This is a genomic window from Paenibacillus durus ATCC 35681, assembly GCF_000993825.1.
GTDB lineage: Bacteria > Bacillota > Bacilli > Paenibacillales > Paenibacillaceae > Paenibacillus_AQ > Paenibacillus_AQ durus_B.
In genome coordinates, this window is the sequence record NZ_CP011114.1 from 4,665,271 (window position 1) to 4,681,365 (window position 16,095).

The 16,095-nt window shown below is 45.1% G+C and carries 13 protein-coding genes, 1 pseudogene and 1 riboswitch; of the genes and pseudogenes, 3 read left to right on the forward strand and 11 right to left on the reverse strand.

What is annotated here, in order from left to right; all coding sequences use genetic code 11:
• Positions 1–321: 321 nt before the first annotated feature.
• The 5 genes from secA2 to VK70_RS21805 all read right to left on the reverse strand — a co-directional run bounded on the left by secA2 (position 322) and on the right by VK70_RS21805 (position 6,771).
• The gene (gene secA2, locus VK70_RS21785) at positions 322–2,598 is read right to left on the reverse strand and encodes an accessory Sec system translocase SecA2 (RefSeq protein ID WP_025695005.1); all 2,277 of its coding nucleotides are present in this window, start codon (positions 2,596–2,598) and stop codon (positions 322–324) included.
• 234 nt (positions 2,599–2,832) lie between these two features.
• Positions 2,833–3,543: an ABC transporter permease gene (locus tag VK70_RS21790; RefSeq protein ID WP_025695004.1), complete on the reverse strand. Its 711-nt coding sequence runs from the start codon at positions 3,541–3,543 to the stop codon at positions 2,833–2,835.
• On the reverse strand, positions 3,540–4,385 hold the full coding sequence (locus VK70_RS21795) for an ABC transporter ATP-binding protein (protein WP_025695003.1): 846 nt from the start codon (positions 4,383–4,385) through the stop codon (positions 3,540–3,542). The genes VK70_RS21790 and VK70_RS21795 overlap by 4 nt, the downstream gene beginning before the upstream one ends.
• A 138-nt stretch (positions 4,386–4,523) precedes the next feature.
• Positions 4,524–5,459 (reverse strand): LytTR family transcriptional regulator DNA-binding domain-containing protein, encoded by a 936-nt coding sequence (locus VK70_RS21800; RefSeq protein WP_025695002.1) that lies wholly within the window; start codon positions 5,457–5,459, stop codon positions 4,524–4,526.
• A gap of 484 nt (positions 5,460–5,943) precedes the next feature.
• Positions 5,944–6,771 (reverse strand): DNA-binding protein, encoded by an 828-nt coding sequence (locus tag VK70_RS21805; protein WP_052756029.1) that lies wholly within the window; start codon positions 6,769–6,771, stop codon positions 5,944–5,946.
• Positions 6,772–6,960: 189 nt separating this feature from the next.
• On the opposite strand from VK70_RS21805, the gene VK70_RS21810 reads away from it, so the two are divergent.
• On the forward strand, positions 6,961–7,320 hold the full coding sequence (locus tag VK70_RS21810) for a helix-turn-helix domain-containing protein (RefSeq protein ID WP_025700687.1): 360 nt from the start codon (positions 6,961–6,963) through the stop codon (positions 7,318–7,320).
• 191 nt (positions 7,321–7,511) lie between these two features.
• Here VK70_RS21810 and VK70_RS21815 read toward each other — a convergent pair whose 3' ends face one another.
• Together VK70_RS21815 and VK70_RS21820 are read right to left on the reverse strand one after the other, a co-directional pair.
• Complete coding sequence (locus tag VK70_RS21815; protein ID WP_025700688.1) at positions 7,512–8,885, reverse strand: amino acid permease; 1,374 nt, start codon at positions 8,883–8,885, stop codon at positions 7,512–7,514.
• Positions 8,886–9,021: 136 nt separating this feature from the next.
• A riboswitch (glycine riboswitch) is annotated at positions 9,022–9,102 on the reverse strand.
• Positions 9,103–9,321: 219 nt separating this feature from the next.
• Positions 9,322–10,794, reverse strand: a complete 1,473-nt coding sequence (locus tag VK70_RS21820) for a GGDEF domain-containing protein (RefSeq protein WP_025700689.1) — start codon at positions 10,792–10,794, stop codon at positions 9,322–9,324.
• A gap of 19 nt (positions 10,795–10,813) precedes the next feature.
• On the opposite strand from VK70_RS21820, the gene VK70_RS21825 reads away from it, so the two are divergent.
• A complete protein-coding gene (locus tag VK70_RS21825) occupies positions 10,814–11,038 on the forward strand; it encodes a hypothetical protein (protein ID WP_025700690.1) in 225 nt (74 codons plus the stop codon).
• A 526-nt stretch (positions 11,039–11,564) separates the two neighbouring features.
• Here the strand turns inward: VK70_RS21825 and VK70_RS21830 are convergent.
• The 4 genes and pseudogenes from VK70_RS21830 to VK70_RS21845 form a co-directional block, all read right to left on the reverse strand.
• Positions 11,565–11,899, reverse strand: a pseudogene (locus tag VK70_RS21830) (alpha/beta hydrolase); the annotation flags it as partial.
• A gap of 14 nt (positions 11,900–11,913) precedes the next feature.
• The gene (locus VK70_RS21835; protein WP_025699956.1) at positions 11,914–13,281 is read right to left on the reverse strand and encodes a sensor histidine kinase; all 1,368 of its coding nucleotides are present in this window, start codon (positions 13,279–13,281) and stop codon (positions 11,914–11,916) included.
• Positions 13,278–13,952: a response regulator transcription factor gene (locus tag VK70_RS21840; RefSeq protein WP_025699954.1), complete on the reverse strand. Its 675-nt coding sequence runs from the start codon at positions 13,950–13,952 to the stop codon at positions 13,278–13,280. Before VK70_RS21840 ends, VK70_RS21835 begins: the two co-directional genes overlap by 4 nt.
• Positions 13,953–14,549: 597 nt before the next feature.
• Positions 14,550–15,251 (reverse strand): ArsR/SmtB family transcription factor, encoded by a 702-nt coding sequence (locus VK70_RS21845; RefSeq protein WP_025699952.1) that lies wholly within the window; start codon positions 15,249–15,251, stop codon positions 14,550–14,552.
• A gap of 93 nt (positions 15,252–15,344) precedes the next feature.
• On the opposite strand from VK70_RS21845, the gene VK70_RS21850 reads away from it, so the two are divergent.
• The gene (locus tag VK70_RS21850) at positions 15,345–15,965 is read left to right on the forward strand and encodes a flavin reductase family protein (protein WP_025699950.1); all 621 of its coding nucleotides are present in this window, start codon (positions 15,345–15,347) and stop codon (positions 15,963–15,965) included.
• Positions 15,966–16,095: the final 130 nt, after the last annotated feature.

Genomic DNA, 16,095 nt, shown 5'->3' on the forward strand with positions numbered 1-16,095 from the left:
CATCGGCATATAAATCGCCCTCTCAAAATGAGTGCAAAAAAGCCGCCATAGCTTTGGCGGCAGTGGTTGGTATGGTTATACCGATTATAAAATTGAGAAATCCACGCGGACAAGATATATAATCAGATTCTAGGGAAACAGATTTAATCCAAAGTACTTCAACTTTGAATACATCGCCATGGGGCCTGTACGCCCTTGCGATGTATTTTTTATTGCCGAAGTCAACACGGAGTCAACGCTTCGCTTCAACATTTTCAGCGCAGGATGAATCGAGCGTTCGCTCGTATTCGTCCCGATCATCCTTGAAAAAGCTACGCTGCATCAATATTTTGACAGTCTGAATATCGGCCTCATAATCATGCGAATCCAATAAGCAAATACAGTCGTTCCGGTCCATGAGCTGCGCTTATTCTGGATATATTGATCACTGATAATATAAGTCCGAGTGGAGGCAGGGCTCTTCAAACCGAGCTTTTCCCACTCTGCCGGATCATTCGAACCTCCGAGCCTTTCAAGCATATTTTCCGACGCACTATTTACTTTAGAAGGAATTTGCTCGTAGGCTTCGGTGATTTGCGCATGAAATTCGTCGATCGGATTGCGGCTGGCAAGGCTCTCCAAGTGGATGCTTTCGCGAAGGTAAGAAATGTACGCCAGATGTTCAGCCCAGAACTCGTCGATATAAAAAAGCCGGACCCGCTGCTCTGAAGGACTCATCGGCTTCTCGCCTTTCAAAATTCGGAGCCGCTCCTCGTATAGAAGCCGCCTCTGATCCTCCACCATATCCGAATAACAGTTCAGTTCCTTGTGGATATCGAAGTTTTGGCCCATAACAATATGCTGAATACTTATGATCTTGCTGCTGAGTACCGGCTCTTCAAGAGCCTCATCCTGCCTGGGAGCGCGAACCGCTTTATAAATGCCGAAGCGAAGCAGCAGCTCGTCCTCCAAGCTTACATAAAAAACGGAAGCTCCCGGGTCGCCTTGGCGGCCGGAACGCCCACGCAACTGGTCGTCGATCCGCACGCTTTCGTTCACATGGGTGCCAATCACGTATAACCCGCCCAACTTGGCGACTACCTCTGCTTGCGCGGGGTCGCCGCCGCCGAGCCGGATGTCAACGCCGCGTCCCGCCATATTTGTAGACACCGTCACGGCGCCGGTTTCTCCCGCTTTGGAGATGGTGTCGGCTTCTTCCGCGTCGTTCTTCGCATTCAGAACATGGCAAGGCACGCCGGCAGCCGCCAGCGCCTCCGCCAGCAGGGCAGATTCTTCGACGCTTGACGTACCAATGAGAATGGGACGTCCCGTCCTATGGACGGATGAGATTTCATGTACGAGCGCTTTAAGCTTGGCTTCTTTATGAGTATAAATCCGGTGCGGATAGTCGATCCGAATGTTTGGCCGGTTCGGCGGAATTTGCACGACCTGCAGCGCATAAATGTCTTCGAAGTCCATTGCGGAAGCATATGCGGTAGCCGTCATTCCGCAAATCTGCGGATACAGGCTGATGAAGTGTTGAATGGTGATCGTCCCGAGAATTTTCCCGCCGGCAATGGAGTGCAGCCCTTCTTTGGCCGTAAGCGCGGCTTGCAGCCCGTCCGGCAAATACCGGTTCTCCGCTACGCGGCCGGTATATTCTTCGATCAGCTCGATTTTGCCGTTCCGGACGATGTAATCGACTTCTTTCTTTAATAACGATTCCGCATGCAGCGCGCAATTTAATGACGTCAGCAAGTGACCGTTATGGCTATCGTACAAATTGCCGCATCCCAGCAGCGATTCCGCTTTCGCAGCGCCTGCTTCATTTAAGTAAACGTTCCGCTGAAACTCGTCGAAGTCGTAATGCTCTGCTTGCTTGAGCTGCCGAGCCACTTCTGCGAAACGAAAGTCGTCGCTCCTGGAAGAGGCCGAATCGCCGCTGATGACTAGCGGCACCCGCGCTTCGTCGAGAAGCAGCGAATCCGCTTCGTCGACGATAACGTAGTGGAAGGGGCGATGCACGGTATCGGCTTCGCTTAGTGCGATTGTGTCGCGCAAGTAATCGAATCCCGCTTCTTTGGCCGTAACATAGGTTATATCCTTGGCGTATGCTTCCCGTTTCTCGGACAGGCTCATGCCGGCTTGAACCGAGTTTACCGTTAACCCGAGGAAACGATAGATCGGGCCCATCCACTCCGCATCCCGCTTGGCCAAATAATCGTTAAAAGTCAGCACATGAACGCCTTTGCCGGTCAGTGCATTTAGATATGCAGGCATAACAGCAGAGAGTGTTTTTCCTTCACCGGTATGCTGCTCGATCAAATATCGCTCGTGCAGAGCGATGGCAGCCATAATCTGGACATCGTAAGGCTGTAATCCGAGCTTTCGCTTCGCTGCTTCGCAGACTAACGCATAAGCATCGACAAGCAGCTCATCTAAAGGCTTGCCCGATTTCGCTTTTTCTTGCAGCCGGAGGGATTCCGCTTGAAGCTGCCCATCGTCCCAAGCATGCAAATTCCGGTTCCTGATGAGCTCCGCTTTGTCCCGATAGAACTTCAGCTTATTCTGGGTATCGCGGTCTTTGAATTTTTGCATCAACTTGACAGCTAAATTCATCGGAATTTGATTCCTCCTCAGTAGAAATACGCGATTCTATAATGGCTAAAGTATAATCAAACTCTATAAAAATAGAAAAGATCGGATAATCCACATAAGGAGAACAGTTAAATCTCCAATGCCTCGGACACAGGCTTATTCAATTATTGTTGGGTAAACTGTGTAACAATCTAAGATACGGAGACGAGTTACTCAACGGACAACCGACTGGTGGTTTTTTTGTAAAATTTTTTTCTACTCATCCTTTAACCGTCGTTGATACAAAACAACAGACACAATCGTTAATACAACCGTCCATGCCAAAGTAATGAGGAGGGGTTTTAATAAATCTTCCATCGTAAAGCCTGTATTGCTTATACCTAGCAAATGCACAAGCTGACTGCTTGGCGCATAATCCAGCACTTTGAAGATTGGATAATCTTTCACAAACATCGCTCCCCAAGGCGCCCCCATGAATACGAAAGCCACAGGAAGTATAGATAATGATGCTTCAAGCAACGTCTTTGAGAATAAACCACATATCGTCCCGGCTGCTGTATAGAGAATAATCGAAAGAATGATTGTTGGCACAAACGCCCATATACTAGCTGGCACAGAGCCAAATATAAACGTAGAAATAGCCAGAACAACAGCAGACATTACAAAGACTAATGAACTTTTACCAATTAGCACATCCATGGCCGTGGCCGGAGTCAACATTAACGACCGTAAAGTGTTACGCTCCTTTTCTTCCGCAATCAAACATGCTTGTGCGAAACATGTTAGTATTACAAACGAAGTATTAAAAAGAAAACCGCTGGCTCCAGGCAAAGACGAACCTGCCTTCCGAAAAAGAAGTGCGAGAATAACTGGAAAAATCAACATAATGGAAACAGCATAATTACGTGAAAATTCTTTATAATCCTTCACAAATATCGCCCGGACACGTTTTAATGAGATACTCATAGTAACTCACTTCCTGTCATTTTAATAAAGATATCACCCAGACTTGGCTCTTTCGTTTCTATTCGATCAATGAACCCTCGTTTCATCCAATCAGCTATTTGATCAGCTGTTTCCTCACCGATTGGGAGCTCGTATGCTTCCCCATTATTTAAGTCAACACAAACTACGTTTTCCCGATGCTGTTTTTTTAGTTCCCTTGGTGAGCCCATTGTTTGAATTTGTCCTTGATACAGAATCGCTACACGGTTACATATCAATTCTGCCTCAGCCATATCATGTGTTGTTAAAAAGATCGTTGTCCCATTCTCATTTAAGTAGCGTAATCCTTTATAAATATGTGCTGAGTTTACTGGATCTAAAGCCGAAGTAGGTTCATCTAAAAATAATAATTCTGGCTCATGGATAATCGCGCATGCCAACATGACACGCTGACGCATCCCTTTCGATAAGAGATTGACTTTCTTTTTGCGCTCTCCGCTTAAATTTACAAACTGCAGCACCTTATCGATCGAAGATCTAGGAAGATCATATAACTTACGATACAGCTCTAGATTTTCCTCAATCGATAACCTCTCATATAGACCACTGTTATCCGTCAAAATGCCAAAGCGCATCTTTTGTGCAGACTGCTGCATCATCTCCGCTGGCTGGTTGAATGCACTTGCCTGTCCACTTGTCGGATTTAACTGCGCCGTTAAAATCTTAATTAATGTTGTTTTTCCTGAACCACTCGGACCTAGGAAACCAAAAATTTCACCTTTCGGAATTGAAAAAGACACATCTGCTAACGCATCCTTATTTCCAAATCTCTTTCGAATACGTTCTACTTGGATAACATCCATAAACGCCACTTCCTTAGAGTTGATGACTTAAACATATACAGATTGCATGCTTCCAGCCATCAAAACCCGCCGAAATGTAGCTGTTATCGCCTGAATGGTACCATTGAATGCTTGATTGGTTCAGCATTACTCCGGAAATTAAATGTTAAGGAGTACTTTTAATTCATGCAATTTTGAACGAGATAACGGAACCACGGCATCTTTATCTGTATTTAATCGCAAGCTGTAGCTATTCTTCGTCCATGTAATAATCTCTCTAACTTTTTGCAGATTAACGATGTATGATCGATGGCACCTATAAAACCCGAAATTTAACAATCTCTGCTCGAGCTCGGTTAGCGTCAAACCACAATCATAATTTTCCCCACCCGCATGAACAAGGATCGAACCATCTATACTTTCTATAAAATCGATTTCAGGCGGATTAAATAAAATCACTTTGTCATTTCTTTTTGTAGAGATCTTCTGCAAGGTTATATTGGCTTCATCTTGTTTCTGTACTTCCTGCTTATTCTCTTCTGAGTCCCGAATATCCAATTGATGAAATCCCGATTCGTTCAATCGATAAATGGCATCACAGGAAATAATGGCATCCTCTAAATTCGAAGTTAAAATTAAAATCTGCTTTTCTTTCGAAAGGTCATCTAAAATCCGTTTAAAATGACGACGATCTTGTTCTTCCAAGTAAAAATAGGGTTCCTCCAGTACAAGTGTAGGCTGATGTGCAAAAAAGACACGCAGCAATGTCACATACATCCTTTTCGATGAGCTTAGATCCTTGATTTTTACCTTCCGTTCTTCTTTTATAGCAAAATAATCCATTAAGAAAGCGACACGCTCATTCTTCTCCGTTACTTTGATTAGAAAAGTGATTAGCTCTTCCACCGTTAAACGCATATACTCGCTTTGCCCAGCCCGAAATAAATAATATTGGGAATGATTCACTAATTGATTCATTAAAAGCTGCTTTCGCTTCAAGTCCGTTATAATGCCAATCGCTTGGTTCGACGTCATATTTAATTCGATCTTCGGTAGAAATAATTCCCCATCATAATACATTGGTTGAAATTGCATGCCGTCCTCCTGGTCAGTGCCGCCTATAGGATATATATAACAATTATAATGTTGGGATACTTTTTTGTCAGTTTCTATCGAAAAATACAACGGCATGTCTTCTCTAAGACAATCAGTATATATTTTGACCATAGAATAGATATCAACAATGCATAGGTTGGGAAAATACGATGAGGTGGTTCTGCAAGTGGAATCAGGAGATGGACGACTGTCATGGAGCGGAGCGGCCGGTAATATGAGCTCTGCTAGCCGATTCTTTATCGCTAGCACAACTAAACTCTACGTAACCACAGCCTTATTGAACCTAAGAGCGCTAAATAAAATCGCCTGCGCACATATATTCAAACCCATGCCCCGCAAGGAAAGCCGCAAAAAAACTTGCCCCTACTTATAGTACGGTTCACCGCGATTTAGCTTCACCGCTTACTTTTTTGGGTATTAAGCCTGTGATTTGCAGCTCCCTCCGATGAGGAAGACGAACAGACTAAACCGGCTGCTGGTAAACCTCCATCAGACATCCCCTCAAGCATTCCTCAAACTGCCGAATCCGTTCCTCTGTCGCCCCTTCCCGCAGCGATTCGAATAGGGCCATACATTTTTTAAAATTCCTGTCATTCCACGACTGGTGAGCCAGAATCAATGCCTGCATCACGTATTTCAACGCTTTATCTTGTCTGCCTGCCTGCTTATGGTATAAAGCCAAGTGATAACAATAGCTATAATAATGCGAGACATTGCCTGCATCCTCATACTCCCCAAACTCAGCAGCCTGCTCCGTAAACGTATCTAACAGATTATCCACATTCAGATTATGCCGCAGCGCAGCCTGCAATATCGTACCCAGCCCCGGCAGCAGCTCCTCCGGATTGTCCTTTAAAAAACATACATATTCCGCCAGCCGCTCCGTCTTCCCCGACAAAATATCCAGCGCATATCCATTTGCCCTCGCCAGGAACCTGAACTCCTCGACAATCTGCATGCCGTCTTCCCCTAAATCCTCCATCCAGCCCAGTTCCGCATATTTATCGATGGATTCTCTGGCCTGATCATACTGGCCCTGCTTCTGGCAAGCAATCCCCCGCATCAGTTGACTGAACCCGTAATAGTAAACCAGCGGACGCGCCATATCTACCAGCGGTACAGGCAATTTCTTGGCCTTGAAATACTGCCGCTCTTCATAAATGCACTGTGCATAGCTGTAGAGAATATCCGATGTGTTCAGTAGCTTGTCCCAATTCTCGAAGTGAAAAGCCATTTCCAACATTTCGACAATGATATCCGGCTTGAGGGATTTTAGGATGGAAGAGCGCAAGGGCGGGGCCTCCTTCGTATCAAGGTGTAAATTTATTGTTTAGAGTAACATCGAATTTTATTGTATGTAATGGGAAATGCTACCTCATAAAAATGATTATCTATTAATGTTATTTAAAAGTCAATTAACATTTATAGTGTGTTAATAAGACATATTTCCTCAGGTAAGCTTGTTATGAGGTGAGTTAAGATGCCGGATGAGTCCAAATCCGAACTTGTAAGAAAAATCGGAGAGAGAATTCGAAGACTGCGTAAAGAAAAGGGCTTGTCCCAAGAACAACTGGGAGAACTTTCAGGTTTACATACAAACTATGTGGGACAAGTCGAACGTGGGGAGAAGAACCTAACTCTCGAAACACTGGAGAAAATGGTCTTCGGTCTGGACATATCGTTAGAGGAATTATTTCGATATATAGGACCGATGGAGAAAAAAGATGCCCTTGGGCAGATTGCTGAGTTGCTCATTGAGCGTCCATTGAATGATCAGATGTTGGCTCTAAACTTATTGAAATCCATTTTTGATTGGGAAAAAGAGAAGTATGATCTTTAGTATATAATCTGTTCTGTATTTTACATAGATGAAGCCCCTCCATCAATTAAATGATAAAGGGGCTTCTCCTATGCCAAGGGATATCCTTCGGCCTAAGAAGAATTTTACTACCTCCGGGTCAAACGAAAAAACATCATTTTCTTGCTGCCCTTTGATGGTTCCTCTCAGTCAATGCGTTCATAACAGCAAATCTATTTAATGTTCGTCGCTATATTGCTGCTTTTTTCCTTTTTGCTTTTATTGGGATATAGCATAAATAATAGAATAAACCATAGCGGGGTGAACAATAAAGCCGGACGTGTTTCGCTAGCGAACAGCATAATGATGAGAATCCCGGCAAACAACGCTAAGACAACATAATTAATAAATGGCGTAAAGGGTGCTTTGAATTTTGATTTTGCCTGTAATTCCGGCCGGGTCTTCTTATATCTGATATGGCAGACGAGAACGACGCCCCACACCCAAATAAAACAAATGGCACTTATCGTTGTCACGATTCCAAATGCCTGCTCCGGAATAAGTTTGCTCAAAAGAGCGCCAACGGATATGACAAGCGTGGATATGAATAACGAATTCCCTGGCACATGATTTTTATTCAGTTTGGCAAAATGAGAAGACGCCTGCTGTTTCTTGCTTAAACTATAGAGAATCCGGCTTGTTGAGAACATCCCGCTGTTGCAAGCTGAAGCGGCTGAAGTTAATACGACAAAATTAATAATCCCCGCGGCAATCGGAATCCCTACTAAAGTAAAGGTTTTAACGAAAGGACTTTCGGCCGGGCTGAGCTCCGTCCATGGGTTAATGCACAGCAGGACGAACAACGCGCCAACGTAGAAAAATAAAATCCGTAGAGGAATTTTATTGATAGCCGATGGGATGTTTTTTTCCGGATTGGATGTTTCCGCTGCCGATACCCCCACTAATTCCACACCGACATAGGCGAATACCACCATTTGAAAGGAAAATAAGAAGCCTGAAATGCCGTTCGGAAAAACGCCCCCGTGTTCCCAAAGGTTTGTTACCGTTACCGATCCTGCATCCGTCTTAAATCCCATGATCAGCAAAATGACCCCAATGCCAATCAATGCAAGAATCGTGATCACTTTGATTAAGGCAAACCAAAACTCCAGTTCTCCGAAATTTTTTACCGTTAACAGGTTGAGCCCTAATAAAATGATTAAGCAGACGATGGCAGGTACCCATTGCGGGATATCGAACCAATACTGTACATATACGCCAACTGCAATCACATCAGCCATAGCCGTCATGATCCAGCAAAACCAATAGGTCCAACCCGTTATAAACGCGGCCCGAGATCCAAGATAGTCTTCAGCAATATCTGTAAAAGATTGATAACCCGCTTTAGACAACAGAAGTTCTCCCAGTGCTCTCATCACGAAAAACACGGCGATCCCCACGATGAAATACGTAAGCATGATGGATGGGCCTGCCTGTTGAATCGCTTTACCCGATCCTAAGAACAATCCCGTACCAATGGTGCCGCCGATGGCGATAAGTTGAACATGCCGATTTGCTAGCTCTCTCTTTAATTCTGGTTGTGCCATACCTAGTTCCCCCTTATGAATACAATACCTTGGTGCCAATAAAAAAAGAGACTGGACGTCCTCCAATCTCCCGGTTCATAAGAATATCGAATAATACTTATCCTGCTAACAACGATCAGCATAACAAATACATATTCAGTACTCTTCTGTCCTTTTGCCTGAGATTGTGAACCCTTCGGCGCAGCGGAATTTCCGCGGTCTCTCCAGAAGCTGCTCCTGCTATAGTGTGCCCATAGCAATCATAGCTTGCTAAGTATTAAGTTAGTGAAGCGGTAATGCCTTCTGATATTTTAACATATTACATACTATGTAAGTGTTTTATCTGTGATGAAAATCACAACAACTTTCCTAAGCCCTCATGATTCAAGACTAATGTCCTGTAAGTTAGGATTTCCCAAATTGCCGTTACTAAAGCTTTGTACAAGACAGCGTATATCTAGGGTGAGAAGCTACCACCACGTTTCGCCAGGTACATGTTTTGGTCAGCTCTTTTGATCAAATCAGTCACGTTAAGGGCATGATCGGGAAAAACTGCTATGCCTACGCTCAGCGAAGTGTTGATGACATTTCCCTCTAGCTCGAAACGTTGGGGGATACCCTGTATAATAATACCGGCGATTTCATCCAATCGGCCGATCCATTCACTTGGAGTGGCGATACTTATCACGAATTCATCACCGCCGAATCGCGCGCAGCGCATACCTTCATGCTGTAGCAGAGTCATATGTTCCGCGACGGCCTGCAGCAGCAGATCTCCCGTATGGTGACCATACAGGTCATTAACGATTTTGAACTTGTCCAAATCGAAGAATAGGACGGCCACCTGCTCCTGCCTCACTGCGGCAGATGAAAGCATGATAGTGAGCTCTTGTTCGAACGTCCTGCGGTTGAGCAGTCCCGTTAGGCTATCGTAGCTGGCCAGGTATTCCGACCGTTCGAGCGCATGCTTCAACTGCTCAAGCAGCTTCTCACAATCTAGCAGAAACATCACCTGCCTGACAAAGATCAGCACAATAATACTCGTAAGGCCTGCAAAAAAGATACTGTTCAAAGGCTGCCCAGCACTGAAGAGCCCGACGAACAGGAGAAGACCGATATAAGGCACGGAAAAACGGAGAATCCGGACGCTGCGCGTGTCACCAGTCAGGATCGGTCGCGAAGCCGGATTCAGCGAATACAAGCCAGCCAAGGCCAAGCAGAAGGAGGCAGATGCCCAGAATGGATCGATCCATGTCTCTAGCGAATCCATATGATGTATGTCGATGAGAAACAAATATAGCAAATCTCCAAAAACGTAACATACGAATCCGCCCATTAGAAACAATAGTGCCTTGCTGTTAAACCTCCGCTCACCGTTAAGCAGCCAAACGACCAATATAAAAAACCTTAGAACTGAGGTCACAGGATAGATCAAATCTACCCCAAGTGTAAAAAAATCCAGGTCATCGTTTCCGTAGTAAGCCGGTTTCACCAGGTACCCCCAGCTAATGACTGATATACTGATGAGCAGAATGGCGGAATCGAGTAGATGCCGGGTCCTTTCGCCAGAGCTCTTCAGCCGGACATAAAGCGCGATCAGGTATAGAAAAGAGCTCGAATACCAAAATAGATCGGCGATGCCGATTTCGGGAGCTTCCATCGACCATACCCATTCGTAGGACCCCCAAATCGTCTGAGCAATCAATTCACAAGCGACCCCGATTGCGATGATAACCCAAAATCGCTTTGAAGTCCCAATTTGCTTACGGATGACAAAAACCAAAACCATAAATGATATTGCAGGTGCCAGCATGTTCATGCTGTAAAGCCCAAAGGTGTAGTGGCTTTTCCAAACAGATATAAAAGCCTCTACAGAAACGAAAAGAATAGAGAATATAAGTAGGTAGAAAGTGAAACGGTGCAAATGCATTGGTATCTCCCTCCTTCTCATGCGTGTTGTACCTCTGCAAAAAGAAATTGCTGCCGTTGACAAGGAACTCGGAACGCTGGATGCCTCCTGGCAGCTAGAACAAAGCTCTGCCGATCCGGTTCCTCTGCATCAAGTAAAGCAGGCTATCGACAGCACCGATGTGAATACGCAAATGAACCTGCTTCAGACGATCGTGAAGCAGATTCATGTGAAGCTCCGTATACCATCGTCATCCGACACCTAATAATGAATAAGTCACTTCCGACACTACGCCTTTTACTCAGTTCTCCACCAAAAAACATGCCGCTACTTATGATATCGTAACAGTTAGGGCGAAATTTAAGGGGCCTCAACTAAGTGTGGCTATTTAATAAGCTTAAATCGGATTCTCCCGGAAGGCCAAGATTTGTCTTATAAGCTCTCCGTTCATCTTCGTGCTCCTGCCCCTAACTAATAGATTTATGAAACAACGACACCATCATGCAACGCAAAAAAGAGGCAGTTATCCCCTATGCCGGGGATACGCCTCTGAATGGTTAGGTCACGGCCATGCTTTGGCCTTGTTATATGCATCTTATATAAATTTATTATGGGATGGGGAAATAGTCAAACACTGGTTATGTAGAAGTATTGCCTCTTAAAATTTCTCTCAGCACATTTTTAGCAAGCCGTATCTTCTCGTCATTGGCATCACGAAGAAACTCTAAGGGTATCCCTCCGTCATTTGATGACTTCTGAGATACCCTCTGGATTAGGAATCTTTGGTGCGCTTAGTTTATCTCTTGCATAAATTGCCTAAAGTTCTCAGCGATTTCTTTAAATCGGACATGGTGTAAATAATGGCCGCTTCAAACGTCAGCACTTTGCCATGGCCGGAATTTTGGATTTGCCCTTCATGGAGTGCTAGCCATTCTTCCTTATTGGCATTGCTCGCATCTACGAACAAGAGGAGGGGAAGATTGGTGGGAAATGATAAATGCTGAGCCCCTTTAAAATTAGCAGAAATATTTTGCATTTCGTTCAAGGTAGTGTCATTATACGCGTTTCTAAGAGTAAGCATTCTCATCTGCTCTTTGGTTTCCTCATCAAAGGGCAGTTCGGCATAAAAAAAGGTTGCGGTTACTCCGTCGGCGCTGTAATGGGCAAGGAAACAATGACGGTCGTTCCTCGGCCCGGTTCGCTCTCCACTCGGATATCTCCTTGATGAAGAGAGACGATCTGTTTAACGATGGCTAGTCCCATACCGCTGCCGCCATACTTACGACTATGGGAGCGATCCGCCTTAAAAAACCGTTCGAAGATACGCTTCTGGTCCTCGGGGGAAATCCCGATGCCGGCGTCGGATATACGAACGCTCACGTTTTTGATCTCTTGTTGGATGCTGACGCTAATAACGCTGTTATCCGGGGAAAATTTTATGCTATTGCCGATTATGTTCGTCCACACCTGGTTTAATAGATCGTGGTCGGCCATGATTCGAACGGCCTTCAGGTCGAGTTCGAAACGGATGTTGCGTGTCGACCATTGCGGCTGGATCGCGACGATAACCCGTCTGATCTGTTCGTCCAGGCTGAACGCGGTCAACCTCAGTCGTTGCGACTGCGATTCAAGCAAACTCAGCTTCAGCAGGCTATCGCTCATCTTGGACATCCGATCGGCTTCAGACATGATAATATCGAGGTAACGGTTGCGCTCATCCTGAGTGATGTCTGCTTGCTTGAGCGCCAGAGCATAACCGGATATAGAGGTGAGCGGCGACTGAACTTCGTGAGACACGTTCGATACGAACTCCCTGCGCATCCGCTCAAGCTCCTGCAGATCGTGCGTCATGTCTTCAAAGCTTCGAGCCAATGTGCCTAGCTCGCCCTTCTGCTTAATATTCAGCTTGACGTTGAAATCCCCGCCCGCTATGCGTCTAGTCGCTTTTGTCAGCTTTTTAATCGGTCGGACTAGGAACATGGCAGCTACCAGAATAAACAGACTTCCTGTTGCCAACGAATAGGTTAAAAAGTTCAAAATCCATTTCGTGATAAAAGGTGCGGAAGGGGGGCTGATCGGCTCTAGAAACATGGCTTTAGTGCCTGTTTCGGTCGAAAAAGGCATCCCTAAGAGAGTTGTAGAAATCCCGCTCGGATTGACTTGAACGACTTCTCCGGCCAGTACTTTTTTTACTTGTTCCATAGTCACGGCGGCAGGATTGTGTCCGTTAAGCGTTCCGTAAGACTGGAACTCTCCCGTTTCTTCGTAAATTCGAAGATGATAGTAGTTGAGCTGATTCATTCCGCTTACGAACGCATCCGCCTCGCTTAACGGAAGCGCCTGGTAAATCCGGGCAATGTCCTGGCCGAAGTAAAGCAAGGGGATTCTCAGGTTTTCGTCCAATTTATCTCTGAATACCCAGGTTGCCACAAAAAAAGAAAGGACCGCGCCCCCGATTACGGAGACTAGAAAGGTCAGGACGACTCGCGTATATAAGGATCGGATCATTCGGAAACCTCAAGCCGGTAGCCAAGCCCGCGCACTGTCTCGATACGAAAACCGGGCGTGGCCGCGAACCGTTCGCGCAGGCGTTTGATATGCACGTCTACCGTTCGGTTATCTCCGGCGTAATCGATCCCCCATACTTGATCGATCAACTGCTCGCGCGTATAGACTTGTTCGGGCGTTCCGGCGAGCTTGTACAGCAATTCGAACTCCTTAAGCGGCAGTGTGAACGACTCTCCTCCTTTCATCACCTTATAGGTCTTCCGATCAAGAATAACGTCGCCCAACTGAATCATTTGCGCGGAGCCGATCCGGTACCTTTTCAGCAAGGTCTTGACACGAGCCGTCAACTCCAGCGGATCGAATGGCTTCGTCAAATAATCGTCCGTCCCAAGCTCGAAGCCCTTCACTTTCTCCCATGTTTCGCCTCTCGCGGTCAGCATAAGCAACGGAAGATCCGGATTGGCTCTTCTGAGCTCCTTACATAACGTCCACCCATCCATAATCGGCATCATAATATCAAGCACGACAAGATCGACATGCGTCGAAGCGTAGATGGCCAGCGCTTCCTTGCCGTCCGCGGCTTCGGCTGTCGCGAATCCATCGTTGCGTAGAAACAAGCAGACGAGCTCGCGAATGTTCGCATCATCGTCAGCAACTAGTATTGTAGGCATTTCTTCCCTCTTTCCCTGTTTTTCATCTCCTATTGAAGGATTCTACGGTTCTCTGTAACGGTCATAACGGTGAAAGTCACGAAAGGAGCATGCCGCAGCTGCTCCTTCGTCGCTTATTTGGATCAATCCCGTTCAGATAGAACAATCTGCTTTAACTGGATGACCAGACTCTTAAGCTCCTGTTCCTGTTCCAAAAAGGCGCACAGCGCCTGGATGAGCGGCCTCTTTAGCTGCGGCTGGGCAATCTCAGCGCCTAACAGATGAATAACCTCCTGTAGATCCTTCCGCCGAGCGCTCCCGTTCGGCCAGACCTCCAGTGCAGCCGCGGGTAGCCGGGGTAGAACTTCTCTGCCCGAGGGGCCGGGGCAACGAATGAAGTAGACGACAAATCATTGGCTGCGACCTCGGCGGGTTCAGGCTGAGCCGCGTTGCAGCTGATTATTTTATAACTATCGTTATGTTTCGGCGTTATTTATGGTGCGGTTCATAGCGCTATCTGTAACGGCAAGTTTTCGCACCTATCACAGCTAATTTACCTTAATGTCTGAGAGTCTAGTTTTGGCGTCGGAAACTTGGGTTCAATCGGTTTTTAATTATTCAACTTTGTTTGTCCTCAATATCCAATGAAAATACTTCTTTAAAGCCTGTTTTACCCTCAGAAGTAATTTTTATCGCTCGTGTTTTAGGTAGACGTTGCACCCAATTTAGCTCTAAAAACTTCTCCAGGAGGGCATTTCCTAACGCTCCAGCAAGGTGGTGGCGTCTTTCACTCCAATCCAGACATTTGTGTGAAAATGAGCAGCGTTTGTTCTTAACATTTTCAAAATCAATTTGAAAGCTTGTAAAGAACTTCTTCCCATTTTCAGTAACAGTAAACTCTTCCTTTTCTTCACGCAGAATACCCGTTCTAAGCAATGTATTTGTTAATTGCACCCCTAAACTCCCGGCGAGATGATCATAACACGTTCTTGCGTAACGCAGCGCTTTATCTTCTGAAGATTGTTTTAAAGACTTTATTTCAATTGGTGGAGCGATTGATAATAATGATTCCATAACCTGGGCAACTTCTTGATTTTGAATCCCATAGTACCGATGTCTCCCTTGTTTCTCAACGGCAACTACGTTCGCATTAACCAATTTTGCTAAATGGAAACTTGCCGTTTGAGGCTGGATTCCTACCATATATGCTAACTCACTTGCTGCATGAAACTTCCCGTCTAGTAAGACAGTTAATATTGCTGCGCGAGAAGTTTCGCTCACAAGAGAAGCAATCATAGCTACATTCGAGTTTGCTTTCATTTTGACCCCCACTTTGCAATCCATACTTCGACGATAATTGAACTATTTATATTATACAATTAGGGAGGATGTATAAATAGGAGGAGAAATACAATGAAAAATACGAAGCAGATTCCAAACGCAGAAATGATTAAACCTAAGATTCTATATTATGGAACTCCTGTAATTTTGCTAAATACATTGAATGAAGATGGAACAGTAAATATTAGCCCTATTTCATCATCATGGGCATTAGGAGACTGTATTGTATTAGGAATTGGTCTTGGGGGGAAAGCGATTGAAAATTTAGAACAACTTCCTGAGTGTGTAATTAATATTCCCAGTCCTTCTCTTTGGGAGAATGTTGAACAACTAGCCCCTTACACAGGGAAAAATCCCGTTCCTGAAAATAAGAAAAAATATGGATGTACATATCAAAAAGACAAATATGCTATTAGTGGATTAACTCCCATTGAGTCTAAGACGGTAAGACCTACACGAATTATGGAATGCCCACTACAAATTGAGGCAAGAGTAAAAAACATTCGAATTCCTGATCATTCCCCTAACTTTGCCATTATTGAGACACAAGCTGTGCATATACATGCTCACAAAGAAATTATCATTGAAGAAAATCATATCGATCCCCAAAAATGGAGTCCTCTAATATATAATTTTCGTCATTATTTCGGTCTAAGTAATCAGCTCGGTAAAACCTTTCGATCTGAAATTTAAATAATCAAGTACGGCAGCAAACGTCTGGCTCATCCCCTCCGCGGCAACTTCATTCATTGTCTAAGCCCTTTTATGGAGGTTTTATCCGGAAAGCTTGCCGTTACTTATGGTACGGTTCAGCGCGCTGTCT

What these genes read in the sequence shown, in the direction of transcription:
- VK70_RS21815 (WP_025700688.1), bottom strand. Translation starts at nt 8,885, where the DNA reads ATGGCACAACCAGAATTAAAGAGAGAGCTAGCAAATCGGCATGTTCAA.
- VK70_RS21825 (WP_025700690.1), top strand. Translation starts at nt 10,814, where the DNA reads ATGCGTGTTGTACCTCTGCAAAAAGAAATTGCTGCCGTTGACAAGGAA.
- VK70_RS21810 (WP_025700687.1), top strand. Translation starts at nt 6,961, where the DNA reads ATGCCGGATGAGTCCAAATCCGAACTTGTAAGAAAAATCGGAGAGAGA.
- VK70_RS21800 (WP_025695002.1), bottom strand. Translation starts at nt 5,459, where the DNA reads ATGCAATTTCAACCAATGTATTATGATGGGGAATTATTTCTACCGAAG.
- VK70_RS21820 (WP_025700689.1), bottom strand. Translation starts at nt 10,794, where the DNA reads ATGCATTTGCACCGTTTCACTTTCTACCTACTTATATTCTCTATTCTT.
- VK70_RS21845 (WP_025699952.1), bottom strand. Translation starts at nt 15,251, where the DNA reads ATGAAAGCAAACTCGAATGTAGCTATGATTGCTTCTCTTGTGAGCGAA.
- secA2 (WP_025695005.1), bottom strand. Translation starts at nt 2,598, where the DNA reads ATGAATTTAGCTGTCAAGTTGATGCAAAAATTCAAAGACCGCGATACC.
- VK70_RS21840 (WP_025699954.1), bottom strand. Translation starts at nt 13,952, where the DNA reads ATGCCTACAATACTAGTTGCTGACGATGATGCGAACATTCGCGAGCTC.
- VK70_RS21790 (WP_025695004.1), bottom strand. Translation starts at nt 3,543, where the DNA reads ATGAGTATCTCATTAAAACGTGTCCGGGCGATATTTGTGAAGGATTAT.
- VK70_RS21835 (WP_025699956.1), bottom strand. Translation starts at nt 13,281, where the DNA reads ATGATCCGATCCTTATATACGCGAGTCGTCCTGACCTTTCTAGTCTCC.
- VK70_RS21850 (WP_025699950.1), top strand. Translation starts at nt 15,345, where the DNA reads ATGAAAAATACGAAGCAGATTCCAAACGCAGAAATGATTAAACCTAAG.
- VK70_RS21795 (WP_025695003.1), bottom strand. Translation starts at nt 4,385, where the DNA reads ATGGATGTTATCCAAGTAGAACGTATTCGAAAGAGATTTGGAAATAAG.